Origin of the sequence: Pseudomonas sp. TCU-HL1, assembly GCF_001708505.1 — a bacterium.
GTDB lineage: Bacteria > Pseudomonadota > Gammaproteobacteria > Pseudomonadales > Pseudomonadaceae > Metapseudomonas.
Genome location: NZ_CP015992.1, coordinates 4784966 through 4804802, shown reverse-complemented (window position 1 = coordinate 4804802; position 19837 = coordinate 4784966). Strand labels below are relative to the sequence as shown.

Annotated in this window: 14 protein-coding genes, 2 rRNA genes and 1 pseudogene; 9 read left to right on the top strand and 8 right to left on the bottom strand. The window is 65.6% G+C overall.

The annotated features are described in order from the left end of the window. The first annotated feature begins 105 nt into the window (after positions 1–105). Both rrf (THL1_RS21970) and rrf (THL1_RS21965) read left to right on the top strand, forming a co-directional pair. A 5S ribosomal RNA gene (gene rrf / locus THL1_RS21970) occupies positions 106–221 on the top strand. Positions 222–462: 241 nt separating this feature from the next. Continuing rightward, a 5S ribosomal RNA gene (gene rrf / locus THL1_RS21965) occupies positions 463–578 on the top strand. A gap of 671 nt (positions 579–1249) precedes the next feature. Here rrf (THL1_RS21965) and THL1_RS21955 read toward each other — a convergent pair. Both THL1_RS21955 and THL1_RS21950 read right to left on the bottom strand, forming a co-directional pair. Next, positions 1250–1639, bottom strand: a complete 390-nt coding sequence (locus tag THL1_RS21955) for a hypothetical protein (protein WP_069085212.1) — start codon at positions 1637–1639, stop codon at positions 1250–1252. Further along, on the bottom strand, positions 1636–1860 hold the full coding sequence (locus THL1_RS21950) for a hypothetical protein (protein WP_069085211.1): 225 nt from the start codon (positions 1858–1860) through the stop codon (positions 1636–1638). Before THL1_RS21950 ends, THL1_RS21955 begins: the two co-directional genes overlap by 4 nt. A 144-nt stretch (positions 1861–2004) precedes the next feature. Between THL1_RS21950 and THL1_RS21945 the strand changes: the two genes are divergently transcribed. From THL1_RS21945 to THL1_RS21930, 4 genes are all read left to right on the top strand, one after another. After that, on the top strand, positions 2005–4836 hold the full coding sequence (locus tag THL1_RS21945) for an AMP-binding protein (RefSeq protein ID WP_069085210.1): 2832 nt from the start codon (positions 2005–2007) through the stop codon (positions 4834–4836). A gap of 165 nt (positions 4837–5001) precedes the next feature. Beyond that, positions 5002–5616: a translesion DNA synthesis-associated protein ImuA gene (gene imuA / locus THL1_RS21940; protein WP_069085209.1), complete on the top strand. Its 615-nt coding sequence runs from the start codon at positions 5002–5004 to the stop codon at positions 5614–5616. A 7-nt stretch (positions 5617–5623) separates the two neighbouring features. Continuing rightward, entirely contained in the window at positions 5624–7039 is a 1416-nt protein-coding gene (locus THL1_RS21935; protein ID WP_069085208.1) for a Y-family DNA polymerase, read from the top strand. Further along, on the top strand, positions 7036–10116 hold the full coding sequence (locus THL1_RS21930; RefSeq protein WP_069085207.1) for an error-prone DNA polymerase: 3081 nt from the start codon (positions 7036–7038) through the stop codon (positions 10114–10116). Before THL1_RS21935 ends, THL1_RS21930 begins: the two co-directional genes overlap by 4 nt. Before the next feature lie 412 nt (positions 10117–10528). Here the strand turns inward: THL1_RS21930 and THL1_RS21925 are convergent, their stop codons facing one another. Then, on the bottom strand, positions 10529–10933 hold the full coding sequence (locus THL1_RS21925; RefSeq protein ID WP_069085206.1) for a hypothetical protein: 405 nt from the start codon (positions 10931–10933) through the stop codon (positions 10529–10531). 28 nt (positions 10934–10961) lie between these two features. Continuing rightward, complete coding sequence (locus THL1_RS21920; protein ID WP_069085205.1) at positions 10962–11444, bottom strand: GreA/GreB family elongation factor; 483 nt, start codon at positions 11442–11444, stop codon at positions 10962–10964. 577 nt (positions 11445–12021) lie between these two features. On the opposite strand from THL1_RS21920, the gene THL1_RS21915 reads away from it, so the two are divergent. Next, positions 12022–12432, top strand: coding sequence for a tetratricopeptide repeat protein (locus tag THL1_RS21915; protein ID WP_069086601.1), 411 nt, complete (start codon positions 12022–12024; stop codon positions 12430–12432). A 166-nt stretch (positions 12433–12598) separates the two neighbouring features. Next, the gene (gene rmuC, locus THL1_RS21910; protein WP_162493753.1) at positions 12599–13963 is read left to right on the top strand and encodes a DNA recombination protein RmuC; all 1365 of its coding nucleotides are present in this window, start codon (positions 12599–12601) and stop codon (positions 13961–13963) included. Between the two features lie 234 nt (positions 13964–14197). On the opposite strand, the gene THL1_RS21905 is transcribed toward rmuC, so the two are convergent. After that, a complete protein-coding gene (locus THL1_RS21905; RefSeq protein ID WP_069085203.1) occupies positions 14198–15079 on the bottom strand; it encodes a metal-dependent hydrolase in 882 nt (293 codons plus the stop codon). After that, positions 15072–15980 (bottom strand): alpha/beta fold hydrolase, encoded by a 909-nt coding sequence (locus tag THL1_RS21900; protein ID WP_069085202.1) that lies wholly within the window; start codon positions 15978–15980, stop codon positions 15072–15074. The genes THL1_RS21905 and THL1_RS21900 overlap by 8 nt, the downstream gene beginning before the upstream one ends. 341 nt (positions 15981–16321) lie before the next feature. On the opposite strand from THL1_RS21900, the gene THL1_RS21895 reads away from it, so the two are divergent. Next, entirely contained in the window at positions 16322–17131 is an 810-nt protein-coding gene (locus THL1_RS21895) for a MerR family transcriptional regulator (protein WP_069086600.1), read from the top strand. A 16-nt stretch (positions 17132–17147) separates the two neighbouring features. On the opposite strand, the pseudogene THL1_RS21890 reads toward THL1_RS21895, so the two are convergent. Together THL1_RS21890 and THL1_RS21885 are read right to left on the bottom strand one after the other, a co-directional pair. Continuing rightward, positions 17148–18403 (bottom strand): annotated as a pseudogene (locus THL1_RS21890) (MgtC/SapB family protein). A gap of 139 nt (positions 18404–18542) precedes the next feature. Beyond that, entirely contained in the window at positions 18543–19682 is a 1140-nt protein-coding gene (locus THL1_RS21885; RefSeq protein WP_069081451.1) for an IS481 family transposase, read from the bottom strand. Positions 19683–19837: the final 155 nt, after the last annotated feature.

Here is a 19837-nt window from a genome sequence, read left to right as displayed (position 1 = left end):
GCGATGGGTGAAGTCGACAGACCGAAAATTGGCCTGAACCGCAAAACCAGACTGTCACATACCTGATTCGGGATCGCGTCTCGCGACGAGATCCCTACCGAATTGCTTGACGACCATAGAGCGTTGGAACCACCTGATCCCATCCCGAACTCAGCAGTGAAACGACGCATCGCCGATGGTAGTGTGGAGCTTCTCCATGTGAGAGTAGGTCATCGTCAAGCTTCTATCCCAAACCCCCGATCCGCTCACGCGGTTCGGGGGTTTGTCTTTTAGTGAAAGCTATCGAAATGATTGCTTCGAGCGGTAACCGAAAGGTACTGCAGAGCTGAATCCCTGATGGAGCCAGTTCAAGGTAGCGGGCAGTAGAGTCGACAGACCGAAAGCTGGTCTGAACCCGCAGGAAATAGACTGTCATATAGCTGATTCGGGATCGCGTTTCGCGACGAGATCCCAACCGAATTGCTTGACGACCATAGAGCGTTGGAACCACCTGATCCCATCCCGAACTCAGCAGTGAAACGACGCATCGCCGATGGTAGTGTGGAGCTTCTCCATGTGAGAGTAGGTCATCGTCAAGCTTCTATCCCAAACCCCCGATACGCCAACGCGTATCGGGGGTTTGTCTTTGCGCGTCGGAAAAGTCTCCGTCGGACAAACTGCGAAGTGCAGGTAGGGCGCACCGCGCGCACCAGCTGTTGGGTGTGGCGCAAGGGCTGATCGTGCGATTGGTGAACACGTGGCGCAGCCAGTTGGTCTGGTGCCAAATTCATCTGGCCCGTGACCCTGGAGTTTGCTGCCTTCCCGATTGTTTGCGGTCCGCCACATTTTGTTTCTCTGGCTGGCGCTCTTCCACTTGTTACGCTATTGCTAATCAAGTGCATCTGATGGCGTGATGCACCAGGAGCGATTCGTGATCGTACCAGCTTACTGGGCAGAGCTACGTCAGCTCTCGCTCAACGTATCTGCCGCACACATCGCCATGGTGGCCTTCCTGGAAGAAGCGACAGTCCCTTGGTCGGATGACCAGATGGCGGAGTTTGAGCGGCTCGTGTTGGCTGAGCAGATAGCCATCAGCGCATACGCAACTTCCTGCTCACTCCTTGCGAGTCGAACGTTGACGCCGGTCCGATTGCGACTGGCTGGGGGCGAGTAATCCACCCGCAACGGCTTCGAAAAAACTTCGAACCTATCAAAACCCCGATTCCCAAAAAGGACCTTGGGTTTTAGGTCTGGTGCTTTCGATATGAGGTCAGGTCGCCGCCAGTTCGGACAGCGTCGTCTTGACGGTTGGTAGCAGGGCGTCCACGCCTGTCAACAATTCAGCCAGCAGTCGCTCGTCCACTTCCATATAGCCTTCGTACTCCGCCAGGTTTCGTCGTTTGTGGCACAAGGTGAACAGTCTGACCTGTGTCTTGCCTGGTTCCAGGGCAGGTGGCAAGGATTGGAACACCAAGTAGCGCCGGTCCGAACGATATCCACGTAGACGCAGGGCCGTCAGGGCTAGTGCATGCGTGGCGTTGCAGGCGAGGTCGAGGCGGCTGGAGAAGGGCGACGCCGGGTTATGGGCGTCCTTCAAGCGGTCAACGGCGGAGCGGAGCAGCCCCTCATATTCCCTGCTGTCCAGTGGTTCGAATTTCAGTCCACCCTCTCGATCAACCCCTCATCATCATTGCGCACGTCATTGACCTGCGTGGTCATCGCATGCCCGGTGAAGTCGTCGCGCGCGTCGGCGATGGCCAGCTGGACCCGGTCGGCGGATGTGCGGGGTGACGGCCAGAGTTTGAACTGCTCCGGGGCGAGGATGACCGGCATGCGGCCATGGATGGCGCGTTCCGTGGGGCTGACGTAACGGCCGCACATGGCGGGTTCCTGCGGCGAGGGAGGCTTTCAGCAAAGTTCCGTGACGGCTGCCACGCCGCCGACGCGTTCGTCCTGCCCGAGTGTGGTGGCGGCAGGGCGGGGCCATAATGACGGAGGTGAGTACCGCTGACCGGGAGGGCACCCATGTCACCTTCACCCCCGGAAACCCGCAGCGTTCCTGATTGCGACCGGGATGCGGAGAAGCTGCTGGAGATCGTCCGGCGCACCGTGATCGAGCTGCGGCCCGAGGCGGCACCTGGGCTGCGGGTCAGCCTGAACAGCGTGCTGGACCGGGACCTGGGCGTGGACAGCCTGGCCCGTGTCGAGCTCTGGTCGCGGATCGAGGCGGTGTTCGGGGTGCGTCTGCCGCAGCAACTGTTCGCCTCGGCCAGCACCCCAGCCGATGTGCTGCAGGTACTGCGCGCTGGCGGCGTGAGCCGGCCGGAGGGTGCGGCGGAGCGGGTCAGCGAACGCGTGCAGGAGGACGACTCGCTGCAGGCCCCCGACAGTGCGCGGACGCTGATCGAGGTGTTGGACTGGCATGTGCGTCAGCATCCGGGGCATATCCACGTGCGCCTGCTGGGCGACGACGAGCAGCCGGACGACATCAGCTACGGCGCCCTGCAGCGTGGCGCGTTGGCGGTAGCTGGCGGATTGCAGGACGGCGGCCTGCGGGCGGGGCATGCCGTGGCGCTGATGCTGCCCACTGGGCGCGATTTCCTCGTGGGATTCTTCGGCATCCTCCTGGCCGGCGGGGTGCCGGTGCCCATCTATCCGCCGCTGCGCCTGACACAGATTGAGGAGCACCTGCAGCGCCAGGCCGGCATTCTGCGCAATGCCGGGGCCAGGGTGCTGATCACGGTGGCGGAGGCGAAACTGCTCGCCCGCCTGCTCCAGCCCCAGGTGCCGAGCCTGGGTCGTATCGCCAGCGTGGCGGAGCTGAGCCGAGGCGGGGTGGAAGGCACACCTCCAGCACGGCAGCCGGAGGACATCGCCTTTCTCCAGTACACCTCGGGCAGTACCGGGCAGCCCAAGGGGGTGATGGTCAGCCACGCCAACCTGCTGGCCAACCTGCGCGCCATGGGGGCTGCGCTGAAGGTCGGGTCGCGAGACGTTTTCGTCAGTTGGCTGCCGATGTACCACGACATGGGCCTTATCGGCGCCTGGCTGGGCAGCCTGTATTACGGTTTCAGCCTGGTGCTGATGTCGCCTCTGGCGTTCCTCGCCAGGCCGAAGAACTGGCTGTGGACGATCCACCGCTTCCGCGGGACCCTGTCGGCGGCACCCAACTTCGCCTACGAGCTGTGCCTGAGCAAGATTCCCGAAAGCGACCTGGCAGGCCTGGACCTGAGTACCTGGCGCCTGGCACTCAATGGCGCCGAACCGGTCAGCCCTGATACTTTGCGGCGCTTTGCGGAACGCTTTGCACCTTATGGCCTGGACTCCGGCGCGCTGGCGCCGGTCTATGGCCTGGCCGAAGCCACCCTGGGCGTGGCCTTCCCGCCCCTGGGGCGCGGGCCGCTGCTGGACCGGGTGCAGCGCGAAGCGTTCCAGACGCGTGGCGAGGCGTTGCCCGCTGGCCCGGATGACCCGGCCGCGCTGAGTTTCGTCGCCTGCGGCCGGCCGCTGCCTGGCCACCAGATGCGCATCGTCGACGGCAACGGTGTAGAGCTTCCCGAACGTCGGGAAGGCCGCCTGCAATTCAGCGGACCCTCCACCACCTCGGGCTATTTCCACGCGCCGGAAGAGACCCGCAAGGTGCTGCAGGACGGCTGGATGGACTCGCTCGACCTCGCCTACATGGCCGCTGGCGAGGTCTATCTCACTGGCCGTGCCAAGGACCTGATCATCCGCGCCGGGCGCAATATCTACCCCTATGACGTGGAGGCGGCGGTGGGGCGCCTGCCTGGCTTGCGCAAAGGCTGTATTGCGGCTTTCGGCAGCCGCAATCCGGCTACCGGCACCGACCGCCTGGTGGTAATGGCGGAAAGCCCCGAGAGGGACCTGGCCAGGCAACAGCACCTGCGCCAGGAGATCAATCGCCTCGTGGTCGAGCTGACCGGCGTGCCGCCCGATGACATTGTGCTGGCGCCGCCGCGCAGCGTGCTGAAGACCTCCAGTGGCAAGATCCGCCGCGCAGCCTGCCGTGAACTCTATGAGCGGGGCGAGGTGGGGCTGCCGCGTCTCGCACCCTGGCGCCAGATACTGCGGCTGTCGGTGCACGCGCTGCGCGGCTACCTCGGACGTGCCGGGCGCAGGGGGCGGACGCTGCTGTTTGCTGCCCGTGTCGGGTTGTTGTTCTGGCCATTCGCCGTGCTGACCTGGCTGGTTGTCGCTGCCCTGCCGCACCAGACGTGGTGCCGTACCATCGCCCACCTGTCCGCAGGCACCTTCCTGCGCCTGGCCGGGGTTCCGTTCAGTGTCGAGGGGCTGGGCAATCTGCCCGGAGTGGGGGCGAGCGTACTGGCCGCCAACCATGCCAGCTATCTGGATGGCGTCGTGCTCTGCGCGGCGCTGCCGCCCCACTTCGCCTTCGTCGCCAAGCGCGAACTGGCTGGCCAGTGGGTGGCCGGCCTGTTCCTGCGCAGGCTGGGTGCCCGGTTCGTCGAACGCTTCGACCTGCAACGAAGCGTCGCCGACAGCGCAGACCTGGCCCAGGCGCTGCGGGGCGGACAATCCCTGGTGTTCTTCCCGGAGGGCACCTTCACCCGCGAACCGGGCCTGCGCCCCTTCCACATGGGGGCCTTCGTGCTGGCCGCGAGTGCCGGCGTGCCCTTGCTGCCGGTCGCCATTCGCGGCACCCGCGAGGTACTGCGTGACGGCCAGTGGCTCCCGCAATGGCGATCTTTGCAGGTCCGCATCTGTGCGCCCTTGCGGCCCGGCGGAGCGGGCTGGCTGGAGGCGATCAGGCTGCGGAACGAGACGCGGGCGGCATTGCTGGCGCAACTGGAAGACGCCGAGGCGGCCTTGGGTTGAACCTCCTGTCTTTCCTTGATTGACGGGGAGAAGCCTCTGCGATTTACTGTATATAAATACAGTATTCGTAGGATTTCCCCCAATGGCCTTGGCGATATTTCCTGGCCCTTTCGGCAGTCCCTCCCCGGGGCTGCCGTTTTTCTCTTCCGGCAATGGGCGCGCCTGATGGGCGCTGTCGTTGCCCTCGACGCCCTGCTCAACGAGCGGCGGGTCTGGAAAGGCCAGTCCGGTGCGCCGTCGGCCGGCAGCGAGCAGCCCACCGGCCATAGCGTTCTGGACAGCGTGCTGCCGGGCGGTGGCTGGCCTGAAGCCGCTCTCAGCGAAATCCTGGTTCCAGCCGCGGGCCTGGGTGAACTGCGCCTGCTCTGGCACACACTGGCGCGGCTGACCGCCAGTGCCGAGCGTGTGGTGCTGGTGGCACCGCCGCATATCCCTTATCCCCAGGCCTGGCAGGCGGCTGGCGTGGACCTGCGCTGGCTGGCGCTGGTGGAGGCCAGCGGCCGCGATGCGCTCTGGGCCGCCGAACAGTGCCTGCGCTCCGGTAGTTGCGGTGCGGTGCTCTGCTGGCCGCAGCAGGCCGATGACCGCGCCCTGCGTCGCTTGCAGGTGGCCGCCGAGACCGGCCAGACCCTGGCCTTTGCCTACCGTCCGCTCGATGCCGCCCTCAACCCCTCGCCAGCGGCCTTGCGCATCGCCGTCGATGGACGGCCGGCGCAGTTGCGGGTGCTCAAGTGCCGGGGTGGGCTGCCACCGGCCGCGCCCATCGCCCTGGCCCGGTGAAACCGTCATGCGCTGGGCCTGTATATTGCTGCCGCAATTGGCGCTGGATGGCGTGCTGCGCGGTCACCCCGATCCCGCGGCGCCCCTTGCTCTGGTGACCGGCACACCCCAGCGCCGCGTGCTGCGTGCGCTCAACCTGGCAGCCAGGGACCTGGGCCTGCGTCCTGGCCAGTCATTGACCGCTGCCCATGCCCTGACCCGTGACTTCGCCCTGGTGGAATACGACCCGACGTCCATCGAGCGCTGGCAGCAGTTGCTCGCCGCCTGGGCCTATGGCTTCAGCTCCCAGGTCAGCCTGCGCTATCCGCGTTGCCTGTTGTTGGAGGTGGAGTCCAGCTTCGCCCTGTTCGGCCCGTGGCCACGCTTCGAAGCGCGGCTGCGGCAGGAGCTGGCGGCCCTGGGGTTCCGCCACCGTATCGTGGCCGCGCCCAACCCGGCGGCGGCGCGGGTTCTCGCCAATGCCTACGATGGTTTGGCGCTGGCGAGCCAGGATGAGTTGCGTCAGGCCCTTGGGCGCATGCCGGTGGATCGTGCTGGACTGTCGCGGGAGGCCGCCACTGCGTTCTCCCGCATGGGCCTGCGTAATCTGGAACAGGTGCTGGCGTTGCCTCGGGACACCGTGGCCCAGCGCTTTCCCAGCGAAGTGCTGCTGCACCTCGACACCCTGCTCGGCGAGCGTCCCCTGGCGCTGGAGTATTACCGGCCGCCGGATGAGTTCGACCTGCGCATCGAGCTGAATTTCGAGGTGGAATCCCACCAGGCGTTGCTCTTCCCTCTGCGCCGCCTGACTGCGGATCTGGCTGCCTTCCTCGCTGGGCGTGATAGCGGCGTGCAGCGTTTCACCCTCCATCTGGAGCACCGTGACCTTCCTGAAACCCAGGTGCCGGTGGGGCTGCTCAGTGCCGAGCGTGACGCGGCCATGCTCTTCGAGCTGGCCCGTGGGCGCCTGGAGCAGTTGCAACTGCCGGCGCCGGTGCAGGCCTTCCGCCTGCAGGCGCGGGACCTGCCGGCCTTCGTACCGGAGCGGCGTGAGCTGTTCGACGAGCGCCCGCAGCAATTCCTGCCTTGGGAGCAATTGCGCGAACGCCTGCGGGCACGGTTGGGGGACGATGCGGTGTACAGCCTGGCGGCCCGTGCCGATCACCGTCCCGAGTACGCCTGGCAACTGGATGCAGACGGTCCGCACGTGCCGCTCCTGCCTGGCCCGCCACGCCCTGGTTGGCTGTTGCGCGAGCCCATGCCCCTGCGGGAGTCGTCCATCCGCATCCTGGCCGGCCCCGAGCGCATCGAGTCCGGCTGGTGGGACGGCGGCGATATCCGCCGCGACTACTACCTGGTGGAAACCCGCAGCGGCCAACGCGGCTGGGCTTTTCGCACGGTGAACGGGGAGGGGCCGTTGCTGTTGCACGGCTGGTTCGCATGAGCGCCTACGCCGAGTTGCACTGCCTGTCCAACTTCAGTTTCCAGCGCGGAGCTTCCAGTGCCAATGAATTGTTCCAGCGCGCTGCATGTCACGGCTACGAAGCCCTGGCGATCACCGATGAATGCAGCCTGGCCGGTATCGTCCGCGCCTGGCAGGCGGCCAAGCGGGCTGAACTGCCCCTGGTGATCGGCAGCGAGGTACGTGTCGACGGCGGGCCCAAGCTGGTGTTGCTGGTGGAAAACCTGACCGGTTACCAGCGTCTCTGTCGCCTGGTAACCCAAGCGCGGAGGCGGGCGAAGAAAGGCGAGTACCGCCTGTTGCGTGACGACCTCGCGGAGTCCACCGATGGCCTGTTGGCCCTCTGGGTACCTGATCAGGAAAGCGATGACCACGAAGGTCCCTGGCTGCGCCAGTGCTTCCCCGAGCGGCTATGGCTGGCCGTGGAGCTGCACCAGGGCCCGGACGACGCCGGGCGTCTGGCGCGCCTGCAGACCCTGGCCGAGCGCCTCGGAATCCCGCCCGTGGCGTCTGGCGATGTGCATATGCATGCCCGTGGCCGCCGTGCCCTGCAGGACTGCATGACGGCTGTGCGTCACCACTGCGCGGTGGCGGAGGCCGGGCACCGGCTGTTTCCCAACGGCGAGCGTCACCTGCGCCGCCGCGAGGTGCTGGCCAGCCTTTACCCGCCGGAACTCCTCGCTGAGTCGGTGTGCATCGCGCGCCGTTGCGGTTTCAACCTGGCGCAACTGCGCTACCAGTACCCACGCGAAGTGGTGCCGGAAGGGCACAGCCCCAGCAGTTGGCTGCGTAGCGAGACCGAAAAGGGCATGCGCAGGCGCTGGCCGGATGGCGTGCCGCAGAAGGCGCGGACACTGGTGGAGAAGGAGCTCGCGTTGATCGCCGAGCTGGGCTACGAGAGCTACTTCCTCACGGTGTACGACATCGTCGAATTCGCCCGCCGAGAGAGCATCCTCTGCCAGGGGCGCGGCTCGGCGGCCAACTCGGTGGTCTGCTTCGCCCTGGGCATCACCGAATTGAACCCGTGCAATGCCACCGAACTCCTGTTCGAGCGGTTCATGTCCCGGGAGCGCAACGAGCCGCCGGATATCGACGTCGATTTCGAGCACGAGCGCCGCGAGGAAGTCATCCAGTACGTGTTCCACCGCTATGGGAGGGCCAGGGCCGCCCTCACAGCGGTGGTCAGCACTTACCATGGCGCCGGCGCCATACGCGATGTGGCCAAGGCCCTGGGCCTGCCCCCGGACCAGGTCAATGCCCTGGCCGACTGCTGCGGTGGCTGGAGCGATGCAGCGCCCTCGGCGGAGCGTCTGCGCGAGGTCGGCTTCGACCCCGAAAGCCCGGTGTTGCGCCGGGTACTAGCGCTGACCAACGAGCTGATCGGCTTTCCCCGGCACCTGTCCCAGCACCCCGGCGGCTTCGTGATTTCCGACGCGCCGCTGGACAGCCTGGTGCCGGTGGAAAACGCCAGCATGGCCGAGCGCACCGTGATCCAGTGGGACAAAGACGACCTCGACCTTGTCGGCCTGCTCAAGGTGGATGTGCTGGCTCTCGGCATGCTCAGCGCGCTGCGCCGCTGCTTCGCCCTGATCGAGCGCTACCGGGGCAGGCGGTGGACGCTGGCCACCTTGCCCCAGGGAGACACCGCCACCTACGACATGATCAGCCGCGCTGACACTATCGGTGTATTCCAGATCGAGTCGCGGGCGCAGATGTCCATGCTGCCGCGCCTGAAACCCAGAAATTTCTACGACTTGGTGATCCAGGTGGCCATCGTCCGGCCGGGGCCCATCCAGGGCAACATGGTCCATCCCTACCTGCGCCGGCGCAACAAGGAAGAGCCGGTGACCTATCCGAAGGACGAGCTCATCCCGGTCTTCGAACGCACCCTGGGCGTGCCGCTGTTCCAGGAGCAGGTGATGCAACTGGCCATGGTTGCCGCCGACTACACGCCTGGAGAAGCCGATGAACTGCGCCGTAACATGGCCGCCTGGAAGCGCCATGGCGGCCTGGAACACCATCGCCAGCGCCTGACTTCGCGAATGCTCGCCAAGGGGTATGAACAGGCCTTCATCGAGCAGATCTTCGAGCAGATCAAAGGCTTCGGCAGCTATGGCTTCCCTGAATCCCACGCGGCCAGTTTCGCCCTGCTCACCTACGCCAGCTGCTGGCTGAAATGCCACGAGCCAGCCGCCTATGCCTGCGCCCTTATCAACAGCTGGCCCATGGGCTTCTACAGCCCTGACCAGGTGTTGCAGGATGCCCGGCGCCATGGCATCGAAGTGCGTCCTGTAGATGTGCGGCATTCCGCGTGGGACTGCTCCCTGGAACCGTTGGAACAGGAAAGCGAACCGGCCATCCGCCTTGGGCTGCGCATGGTGCGAGGTTTTCGTGAGGACGATGCACGACGCATCGAGGCGACGCGGCAAGCTGCGCCTTTCAACAGCGTCAGCGACCTCATCCAGCGCGCCCGCCTGGATGCCCGCGCCCGCGAACAGCTGGCCGACTCCGGTGCCCTGCGCGGCTTGGCCGGGCACCGTTATCGGGCACGCTGGGCGGTGGCCGGCGTGGAAGTGCAGGCGCCACTCTTCGCCGGCCTGGCGGAACAGGAGGAGGCACAGGTGGCCTTGCCGCTGCCCAGCGTGGGCGAAGACATGCTCACTGACTACGCCACGCTGGGCACTACCCTCGGGCCGCACCCCATCGCGTTGCTGCGGAGTGCGCTGCGCAAGCGGCGTTGCCGCAGTTCGCGGGAACTGCTGGCGGTGGAACACGGGCGGCAGGTCAGCGTCGCTGGCCTGGTGGTGGGACGGCAGCGCCCGCAGACCGCCAGCGGGGTGATTTTCGTCACCCTGGAAGACGAACACGGCATGGTCAATGTGGTGGTCTGGCACGACCTGGCTGAACGCCAGCGCCGGGTACTGGTGGGCTCGCAACTGCTGCAGGTGGAGGGCCGCCTGGAGTCGGTGGACGGCGTGCGCCATCTCATTGCCCGACGCCTGCAGGACCTGACGCCGCTGCTGGCCGGGCTTGACGTGAAAAGCCGAGATTTCCATTAGATCGGCGAAGATCGCTGCTCAATGCTGAGCATTCTCGTGGGAGCGAATTCATTCGCGAATGAACTCGCTCCCACAAGGTGCCATCAGGTGATTGCGGAATTGCCGTCAGTGCGGAGTAACCGGAGAACCTTTCGCCTTGTGCCGTCGGAACGAGCGGGAGGAGTGGGGCGGCGAAGGCCGGCTGTGATGATGGTGGTGATGGTGGGAGATCCTGAGCATGGCCCACAGCAACGCGACCGCTGCCAGCAGCCAGCCCATGATCATCAGGGCTATGAAGATTTCGGGACCCATTGCAGACCGCCTCTGGCGCCAAAGTGAAGGACGCACGCCCTGAGTCTAGCCGCGCCATTGTGACGGCCACTTGAAGCCGGCTGCCTTTGGTCGGCTGGCACGAAGGAATCAGACGAGACGACTATCCGCACTCCTGGCCCATGTTGCGCTTGGCCTTCTCGGTAGGCGCATTGCGATACTGCTCGGTCCAGAACTGGCACTTGGCGTCGTTCAGTCGGCGTTGTTCCTCCAGCCGTTCCAGGCGCTCGTTGTCTGCGCGCTGGGCGGCGTTGTAGTTCTCCTCGTACTTCTGCAGACGCTCTTCGCCCGTGCTCGGTGGCGTTGGCGCCGGCGCCGGTTGCGGTGGGAAGGGCGGTGGGGTGAAGACCTGGGCCACCGGGGCCTCGCTCTCGGTCGTATAGAACTGGTAGCCGATATAGGTGGTCAGGCCGATGGCGATGAAGCCGAGCCAGACCCCGAGGGCGACGCTCAGGGTCAGGATCAGGGGATTGAAGCTGATACGCAGGACGCGGCGAGGACGGACCATGGAGCCTCCGGAGCGGTGGGCGGCAGAATCAGTGTACCTCCAGTACCTCGAAGGTCTGCCGGCCATTGCCAATAGTCAGCGTCACCTCGGCGCCTTCGACCTTGCCCAGCAGCGCCTGGCCCAGAGGCGAGCGGGGGCTGATCACGGTGATTTCCTCGCCTTCGTCCACCACCTTCAGGCCGGCGGCTTCCGGGCCGAGGAACAGCCGCTGTTCGCTGCCATCTTCGGCGGCCAGCAGCACCAGGGCGCTAAGCTGGATGCCGCGCTCAGGGTCGAACGGGCGCAGGTTGAGGTTCTCGAACAGGCCCAGCGCCTGCTTGATCTCGGCCGCGCGTCGGGCCTGGCCGGTGGCCAGGTAGGAGGCCTCCAGTCCGAGGGTGTCGTACTTGTTCTCCGCGATATTCTCCTGGTGGGTCGCCGCTTCGTAGGCGGTCTGCGCCGCGCGTTGCAGCAACTGCAGGTCAGCGGCGAGCTTGTCGAGAATCAGGCGGTGGATACGGGCTTTGTTCATGGCGAGGGCAGGGTCGGAGGGCCAGGCGGACCATTCTAAGGGGCCAGGCATGGTTGCGGAAAACAGGTCTGTGCAAGGAGAGGACGAACCTGTGCACAGAGTTGGCGCAGAAGGACGCTCGTACCCGCTCGGAGAAGGTCCCTGGAGGCCCTTTCTCATGCCATTCGCCATCGACTGGAACGCCCGTACAACACAGCTTCCAGCGGGTTTTTCGGGGTAAATGCTCCGCAACGGGGCGCGCAGGGTATTGACAACTTCAAGTTGTGCACAGCCGCGAAGCAGCCTCGCAAAAGGCTGGCGAAATCCCCTGTAAGCGCTTGATTATCAGTGCTGATTTCGTAACCACATGAAAAATAAGGAATTTTATAATTGGTGAAAAAATCATCAGTTTGAGTGGAGGCCCCGATCCACAAGCACTTGGTGATGTTTCGAGCATCTTCTTCACAGAGTTATCCACAGCTTCTGTGGATTGTCCCAAGCACTTGCTCTAGAACGCGACCTGCGGAAATTACAAGACTTTACCTGCTACGAAAAAGGAGTAGAGTTGCGCGCCTTTCCGGCCATCAGCCCCTGTTTCATGAAGTACCGCGTCCCCGCCGAGTCCGTTTCCAATCCGCAAACGCTGCCGACCCGAGTCGCTCTCTGGCTGCTGGATAACCCGCGCCTGGGTCAGGCGCCGAGCGTGAAGCGGTTCGCCGGCAAGCTGCTCAAGCAGCCCGCGCGCGAGGGCGTCGTGGCTGCGCAGAGCCGCCTCGGCCAGATGCTCTGCCGCGATTGCGGCAACCAGCGTGACCGCCGCATCGGCCTGGACATGCTGCGCCAGGCCGCCCGCGCCGGCGACCGCCGCGCACAGCTTGAGCTGGGGCGTTTCTGCAGCCAGCCACGCATCAACGAACCGGAGCAGGCCCGTCACTGGCTGGAACAGGCCGCCGCCCAGGGCTCCCACGAAGCCAAGCGGCTGCTCAACCGCCTTCCGCTGCAACCCTAATCGCGCCGCGCGCCGCTGGGTATACTCCCGGCATTCCAGCGCGGAGCCGCTCATGCCACTAGATATCGCCAACCTGTTGATCGGCCTGCTGGCCGCCGCCGTGCCCCTGCTGGGCTTGGCCTGGCAACAGCAGCGCAAGCTCACTGCCCTGCAAGCCGGGCAGACTCTGCTCGAAGAACGTCTGGCCAACGCCCAATTGGCTCAGGACGGCCTGGCGGTGCAGCTGGACGATAGCCGTGACGAAAATCGCGAACTCAGTCAGCTCAACGCCGCGCAGCAGGCCGAACTGGCAGCCCTGCGCCGCGAGGCCGAGCTGCTTGGCTTCGAGCGCCAGAGTGCTCGCGAAGCCCTGCTGGCGTGGAACCAGGAACGCGAACGCAAGGATGCCGAGTTGCGCCGCCTGGACGCCGACCGCGCGGGCCTTGAAGCCGAACTGCGCGAGCAGCGTGAGGCCCATGAACAGCGCCTGGGTGACCTGCAGGCGGCCCGTGACGACCTGCGCGCACAGTTCGCCGAACTGGCCGGGAAAATCTTTGACGAGCGCGAGCAGCGTTTCGCCGAAACCAGCCAGCAGCGCCTGGGCCAGTTGCTCGACCCGCTGAAGGAGCGCATCCAGGCGTTCGAGAAGCGTGTGGAGGAAAGCTATCAACAGGAAGCCCGAGAGCGCTTCTCCCTCGGCAAGGAACTGGAGCGTCTGCAGCAGCTCAACCAGCGCCTGGGCGATGAGGCCACCAACCTCACTCGCGCCTTGAAAGGCCAGAAGACCCAGGGCAACTGGGGCGAGCTGGTGCTGGAGCGGGTACTGGAGCATGCCGGCCTGGAGAAGGGCCGGGAGTACCAGACCCAGGTCAGCCTGAAGAGCGCCGAGGGCGAGCGCTTCCAGCCCGACGTGCTGATCCAGCTGCCGGGGGACAAGCAGGTGGTGGTGGACGCCAAGGTCAGTCTCACGGCCTACCAGGCGCTGATCGCCGCCGACGACGAGGCCGCCCGCAGCCAGGCCCTGAAGCAGCATGTGTTGTCCCTGCGCAGCCACCTCAAGGGGCTGTCGGTGAAGGACTACCAGCGCCTGGAAGGGCTGCACAGTCTCGACTTCGTGCTGCTCTTCGTGCCTATCGAAGCTGCGTTCGCGGCCGCCTTGCAGGCAGATCCGGGGCTGTTCCAGGAAGCTTTTGAGCAGCACATTGTGATCGTCAGCCCGACCACCTTGCTGGCCACCCTGCGAGTAATCGACAGCCTCTGGCGCCAGGAGCGGCAAAGCCAGAACGCCCGTGAAATCGCTGAGCGGGCAGGGGCGCTGTACGACAAGTTCGTCGCCTTCGTCCAGGATCTGGACGAGATGGGCAGCCGCCTGCAACAACTGGACAAGGCCTACGCCAACGCCCGCAACAAGCTGGTGGAGGGCCGTGGCAACCTGATCAGCCGGGTGGAAAACCTCAAGCTGCTCGGCGCCCGCGCCAGCAAGAGCATTCCCAATGATCTGCTTGAGCGAGCGGCCGGTTTGCCGTTGCTGGATGAGCAGATAGAGGGTTGAAACCTCGCGGGTGGCCCCGATTGTTGGGCTTCGCAAGCTCAGCGCCAACCTACGCTGCCCTGCGGGCTGCATCGCGAATGAATTCGCTCCTACAGGATGATCTCCTGGCCAGAGGCATGCGCATGCAGCCCCCTCTCCCTCTGGGAGAGGGTTGGGGTGAGGGCGGTGATGCTTTGCGCGAATTCCAGAGGGCAGCCCTGCGGCCTGCTTGGCGAATGAATTCGCCTCTCCAGTTCAACCCGTCACCTCCGCCGCAGCCCGTTGTGCGGCCGGTGAACTGGCGAGGTAATCCAGCGCCACCTGCAGGTCCCCTTCAGTGCGCGGATGGAAGTCCGGTCGGAAGTAGCGCAGCACCGCCATACCGATACTGCCCATGGGCGGCAGCAGGTCGCGTTTGCCCAGGGCATGCCAGAGGCGGAGGAACCCCGGGCGATAGCGCGTGGCCGGGTCCTGGCGCATCAGCGTGCGCATGGCGCGGCTGAACAGAAAGATCAGCGCACCGCTGGCCACCAGCATGTAGAACCAGCGCATCAGCAGGCTGCCTTTCAGGTGTACGTGCAGGTCGTGGGCCACGCAGCGATGCTCCACCTCCTCGGCGCCGTGCCAGCGCAGCAGGTCGAGCATCACCGGGTCGGCATTGTCCAGGCCGCGGGTGGTGATGATCCAGTTGCCCAGCACGCAGGTGAAATGCTCCACCGCCGCGATCAGCCCAACCCGCTGGCGCAACCACCAGGGTTGCAGCCAGCGCGTGATGGCGCTTTCGCCCAGGGGGTAGTCGCACAGCACCTTCTCGAACAGCCAGTAGATGCCCCTGGTGAACGGCGTGGGGTCGATGCCATAGCGTTCCAGATAGGGCACCAGCGCACTGTCATGGGCGCGGGCATGCTGCGCTTCCTGGCGCACGAAGCCGCGCACATCATCGCGCAGGCGCTCATCGGTGATCAGCGGCAGGGCCTTGTTGTAGACCCGGCAGAACCAGAACTCCCCGGCTGGCAGGATCAGGTGCAGGGTGTTCATGATGTGCGAGGCCTCCGGCTCGCCGGGCACCCAGTGCAGCGGTGTGTCGGTGAAGTCGAAGCGTACCTTGCGTTGCTCCAGGCGGTTTCCTTCAGTCACGGCAGGCCTCCAGATGGTCAACGAACTCCCGGATCCAGGCGGCCAGGCGGCTCGGGTCGGCCATCAGTTGCCAATGCCCGGCGGCCACTTCACGACGCCACAGACGCGGCACCCACCGATCCAGGTCCTGGAACAGTTGTGGACGCACGAAACGGTCGCGGGTGGGGACGATCAGTTGCACCGGCACCCCGGTCGGTCGTTGGCGTGGGCGGAACAGGCTGGTGATGAAGTTGGCGCGGTAGAGCTTCACGCCATGCTGGCCATCGGATGCCTGAGTCGGGTTGGGACGCGATTCGCGCACGCCTTCCAGGCGCTGCAGCACGGTCGGCCAGGCGCGGGCGAGCCCCGCACGCCAGAGCAGTTCCGGCAGCAATGGGGTGTGGAAGAAGCCGATGTACCAGGAACTGAGCAGTTGCCCGATCACTTGGCCGATGGCGCGCGGGCGTTTCTCCTTCAGACGGGCACGCATCCAATGGCCGACGTGATCGAGGCAGGGGCCTGAAACCGTGGTGTAGGAGGCCAGCAGCGGCTGGATGCGCGGCTCGGTCACCGCCTCCCAGGACTGGATCGAGCCCCAGTCATGGGCTATCAGGTGCACCGGGCGGTTCGGGCTGGCGGCCTCGATCACCGCTTCCAGGTCATTGGCCAGTTGTTCCAGCCGGTAGTCGCGGGTCTTGCGCGGGATGTCCGAGGCGCCGGCGCCGCGCACGTCGTAGGCGATGATCTGGTAGTCGGCGGCCAGTTCGCGGATCAGCGGCAGCCAGACCTGATGGTTGTCAGGGTAGCCATGCACCAGCAACAAGGTTGGGCCGGCGGCATTGCCCCAGCGGTAGGCGGCCAGCTCCACGCCATCGCCTTTCACGGCAAAGCGCTGTGGTTCCCGAGGCAGCGGGGCGTTCATGCGGCCACCTGCTGGGTGGCGATTTGCGGGCGCAGTGCCGAACCGGACAGGTCGTGGGCGCTGAGGGCTGGGGCTGGCATGGCGATCTCCGTGTTGCAACTGTTACATCAGTCAATGTCACGGTTATTCTTGAACAGGAAATCCGGGCCTGGCCATAGCGTCGCTGTGCTCGACAGGTGCGCTGTTACTGCGTTACCGAAGGGCTGCAAGGCGCAGGATAGAGCGCCTGTGACGAGTTTTTTGCGGCGCGGCGGGTCGCTTTGTGCGGCAAGTCCAGCCAATGGTTGGGCCAATCCGGGCGCTGTTGTTGGCGGAAGAGGGGCGGCGATATGATCCGGCCCATGAAAAACGTCCCCTCCTTTCTCCACAAGCTGTTCAACCAGGCCGCCGAGGCTCCGGCGATGCCAGATGCCGAATACACGGTGGATGAACTGGCCGTCGAGGCCGGCACCACCGTGCGCAACCTGCGCGCCTATCAGGATCGTGGCCTGCTGCCGCCGCCCGAGCGTCGCGGGCGGGTGGGCATCTACAACGGTGAGCACCTGGCGCGGTTGCGGCTGATCGGCCAACTGCTGGAGCGCGGCTACAGCATCGCCAGCATTCGCGAGCTGCTGGAGGCCTGGGAGCAGGGCCGGGATCTCGCTCATGTGCTGGGGCTGGAGCAGGCCATCGTCGGCGCCTGGAACCTGGTCGAGCCGACGCGCCTGGGCTTCGATGAAGTGCAGGTGCTGTTCGGCGCCGACCTCACCGACGACAACATGGACCGTGCCCGCGAACTGGGCCTGATCGAGTTCGCTGGCGACCACCTGCGCGTGCTCAACCCGCGGGTGTTCAGCGCCGGGGTGCAGCTCTACCGCTCAGGGATTCCGCTGGACGCGCTGTTGGAGCAGTTCGCCGCCATCCGTCGCCAGGTGGAACCGGTGTCGGCCGGCATCGTGCGGATGATCGTCGAGCACCTGGTCAACCCGCTGCTCTCCAGCAGCCTGCCCCATGTCAGCGAACTGAATGACCTCAATCGCCAGTTGCTGGCGCTGCGTCCGCTGGTGGAGCAGGTGGTGGACAGCGAGCTGGCGCGCGGGCTGCAGCTCTCGGCCAATCAGGAGCTGGGGGAGCGGGTCGGTGAGTTGCTGAAGGGCTTCCTGAAGCGCTGAACCTTCAACTTCGAGGTCACACCATCAGCAAGGCAACCGTCCCCAGCAACAGGCCCCCGCCGATGAAGGGAAAGGTGCGCAGCGCCAGCCCTTTGCCACCGATCACCGCAATCAGGCCGGCCTTCACCAGACTGTTGCTCAGCACCGCGAGGAAGATGCCGCGCACCGCCACTTCCGCCCCCAGTTCCCGGTTCGCGCCTCCGGCCAGCGACAGGGTGATGGCATCCACATCGGTGAGCCCTGAGAGCAGCGAGACCAGGTAGACGCCCACATCCCCCAGGTAGCGACGCGCCGCCTCCACCAGCAGCAGGATCAGTGCCAGCAGCGCGGCGAAGCGCAGGGCCGGGCCCAGCTCGAAGGGGTTTTTCAGCGGCGGTTCGGCATTGGGCGATTCGGCGTTGGCCGCCACCCGCCAGTAGAACAGCGCACCGCCGGCATAGATCAGCGCCGCAAGCCCCAGGGGCCAGGCCAGACGCGGCAGCAGCGCCGGATTCACCAGCCCGACTTCCAGCAGTACGCGGGGGAACATCAGTGCCGAGGTGGCCAGCAGGCCCGCCGCCAGCAGCGGACGCAGGGCACGGTGTTCCTGCAGGTGGGAAAGGGTGATGGTCATGGCGGTGGACGACACGGTCCCGCCGAGCAACGCCGTCAGCAGCAGCCCGCGCTGGGTGCCTACCAGGCGGATGGCGAAGTAGGCGGCGAAGCCCAACGCGGCAATCAGCACCACCATCCACCAGGTGGCATAGGGGTTGAACACCTCCCAGGGGCCGTAGCCCTTGTTCGGCAGCACCGGCAGCATCACTACAGAAATGAACAGCAGCTTCAGGGCGGCCAGCAGTTCTTCTTCGCTGAGCCGCTCCAGAGCGTGATGCAGGGTGTCCTTGAGGCTCAACAGCAGGGCGACGACGACCGCGCCGGAGGCGGACAGCACATGGTGGCCGGCCACCGCCAGGCTGCCGAGGAGGAAGGTGATCAGCAGCGCCAGCTCGGTGGAAAGGCCGAGGTCGCCAATGTAGACCAGCTCGCCGAAGTAGGAGGCGATCACCAGCACCGCGAAGCCGGCGAAGATCGCCACCCACACCGCCGTGCCGAACTGCTCGCCGAGAAAGGCAGCAAACCCGCCGATCAGCCCGGTCAGGCCGAAAGAACGAATGCCCGCCACCAGCCGCAGGGCTTCCTTGTTGCGCTCGCGCCAGCCGCGCTCGGCACCTATAGCAGGCCGGCGGCCAGCGCGCTGGCGAAATCGAGCAGGACTTCCGTGGCGTCAGGCATGGCGCTTCCTTTCGGAGGGAATGGAAGCAGTCTAGATCGGCGGCGTCCTTAAGGCGCATCCCGCATCTGTAGGGTGCGGTGTGTTCAGCCGGGATAGATGGGTAACGCTTGTCGGGAGACATGGGTAACGGGTTGATGATCATGTTTTGCCCGGTCTCAAGTCGACTTGGCGCAGGGTCTTGTGGATGAACACCACATCGTAGACGCCATCGACGGCGGTGGGGCGGAGAGCGACGCGTTCCCCGTACAGCCCCCCGCCGACGAACAGGCTGCGTCCCTGGAAACTGACCTGGCCGACGCGGCCGACCTTGAGCACCCGGTCGCCCGGTTCGTAGTCCAGTTCAGGCAATTGCTCCGGGTAGCTGCGCCGGCTTGGCTGGTAGCGCGTGATCGGTGGCAGTTGGCCCAGCGCCTCATGCGGGCGGTCGTGGTTGTACTGCTCCCGCCAGTGCGCCATCGCCTGCTGGCAGTGCGCCAAGTCGCGAAACGAGCGCTGCAGTAACTCGCGCTTGAGTGTCTGGTGGAAGCGTTCCAGCTTGCCCTGGGTCTGCGGATGATGAGGGCGGCTGTGGCTGACCTCGATGCCGAGCCGCATCAGCCAGACCTCCAGGGCGGACAGGCCGCCCGCGATGTTCGAGCCCCAGGGCGGACCGTTGTCGGCGGTGATCCGGCGCGGTAGGCCATAGCGGCGAAAGACCTGGATCAGGTGCGGTCGAACCAGTTCGAGGCGCTCGCCCTCGCAGGCCTCCAGGCAGAGGGCAAAGCGTGAGTGATCATCCAACAGCGTCAACGGGTGGCAGCGCGACGAGCGGCCGTCGGCGAGCGGGAAGTGGCCCTTGAAGTCCATCTGCCAGAGCTCGTTCGGCTGGCAGTGCTCGAAGCGCTGCGTGGCCGGAGCTTCGGCCTCCTCGGCGTGGTAGCGCACCCGGCAACCATGGCGGCGGAGGATGGCGTCGAGGGTGCTGTGGTGGGGACGCTCGAACGCGGCCGGCAGCAGGCCGCGCAGCTTGCGGGCGCCCCAATACGGGAAACGGTGGTGCAACTGCACCACCGCCTGTTCCAAGTCCGGGTCGCTGCGCCCAGGGCTGTGCAACGGCCGGCGTGAGCGCTCCTGCAACCCCGCATCGCCGTGCTCGCGGTGGCGCTGTAACCATTTGTAGGCGGTTTTCGGGCTGATGCCGTAGCGCCGACACAGCTCCCGCACGTTGCTCTGCGGTTGTTCGGCCAACCGCACAAACTCGCGTCGAATCGACATGGTGGTGCACTCCTGCCACGGCATCGCTCGAACTCCAGAGTCGAAGGATTCCGTAAGCCTAAATGCGTTACCCATGTCTCCCGACACCCGTTACCTATGTCCCCCGGCTGAACACCGTGCGCACCTTGTTTGCGAATTCATTCGCGAAGCGGGCGTTGCTGCGCGCGCCGATGCGGTGC

Excerpts from the sequence above, each read along its gene's own strand:
- THL1_RS21950 (WP_069085211.1), bottom strand. The coding sequence starts at position 1,860 with ATGTGCGGCCGTTACGTCAGCCCCACGGAACGCGCCATCCATGGCCGC.
- THL1_RS21945 (WP_069085210.1), top strand. The coding sequence starts at position 2,005 with ATGTCACCTTCACCCCCGGAAACCCGCAGCGTTCCTGATTGCGACCGG.
- imuA (WP_069085209.1), top strand. The coding sequence starts at position 5,002 with ATGGGCGCTGTCGTTGCCCTCGACGCCCTGCTCAACGAGCGGCGGGTC.
- THL1_RS21935 (WP_069085208.1), top strand. The coding sequence starts at position 5,624 with ATGCGCTGGGCCTGTATATTGCTGCCGCAATTGGCGCTGGATGGCGTG.
- THL1_RS21930 (WP_069085207.1), top strand. The coding sequence starts at position 7,036 with ATGAGCGCCTACGCCGAGTTGCACTGCCTGTCCAACTTCAGTTTCCAG.
- THL1_RS21925 (WP_069085206.1), bottom strand. The coding sequence starts at position 10,933 with ATGGTCCGTCCTCGCCGCGTCCTGCGTATCAGCTTCAATCCCCTGATC.
- THL1_RS21920 (WP_069085205.1), bottom strand. The coding sequence starts at position 11,444 with ATGAACAAAGCCCGTATCCACCGCCTGATTCTCGACAAGCTCGCCGCT.
- THL1_RS21915 (WP_069086601.1), top strand. The coding sequence starts at position 12,022 with ATGAAGTACCGCGTCCCCGCCGAGTCCGTTTCCAATCCGCAAACGCTG.
- THL1_RS21900 (WP_069085202.1), bottom strand. The coding sequence starts at position 15,980 with ATGAACGCCCCGCTGCCTCGGGAACCACAGCGCTTTGCCGTGAAAGGC.
- THL1_RS21895 (WP_069086600.1), top strand. The coding sequence starts at position 16,322 with ATGAAAAACGTCCCCTCCTTTCTCCACAAGCTGTTCAACCAGGCCGCC.
- THL1_RS21885 (WP_069081451.1), bottom strand. The coding sequence starts at position 19,682 with ATGCCGTGGCAGGAGTGCACCACCATGTCGATTCGACGCGAGTTTGTG.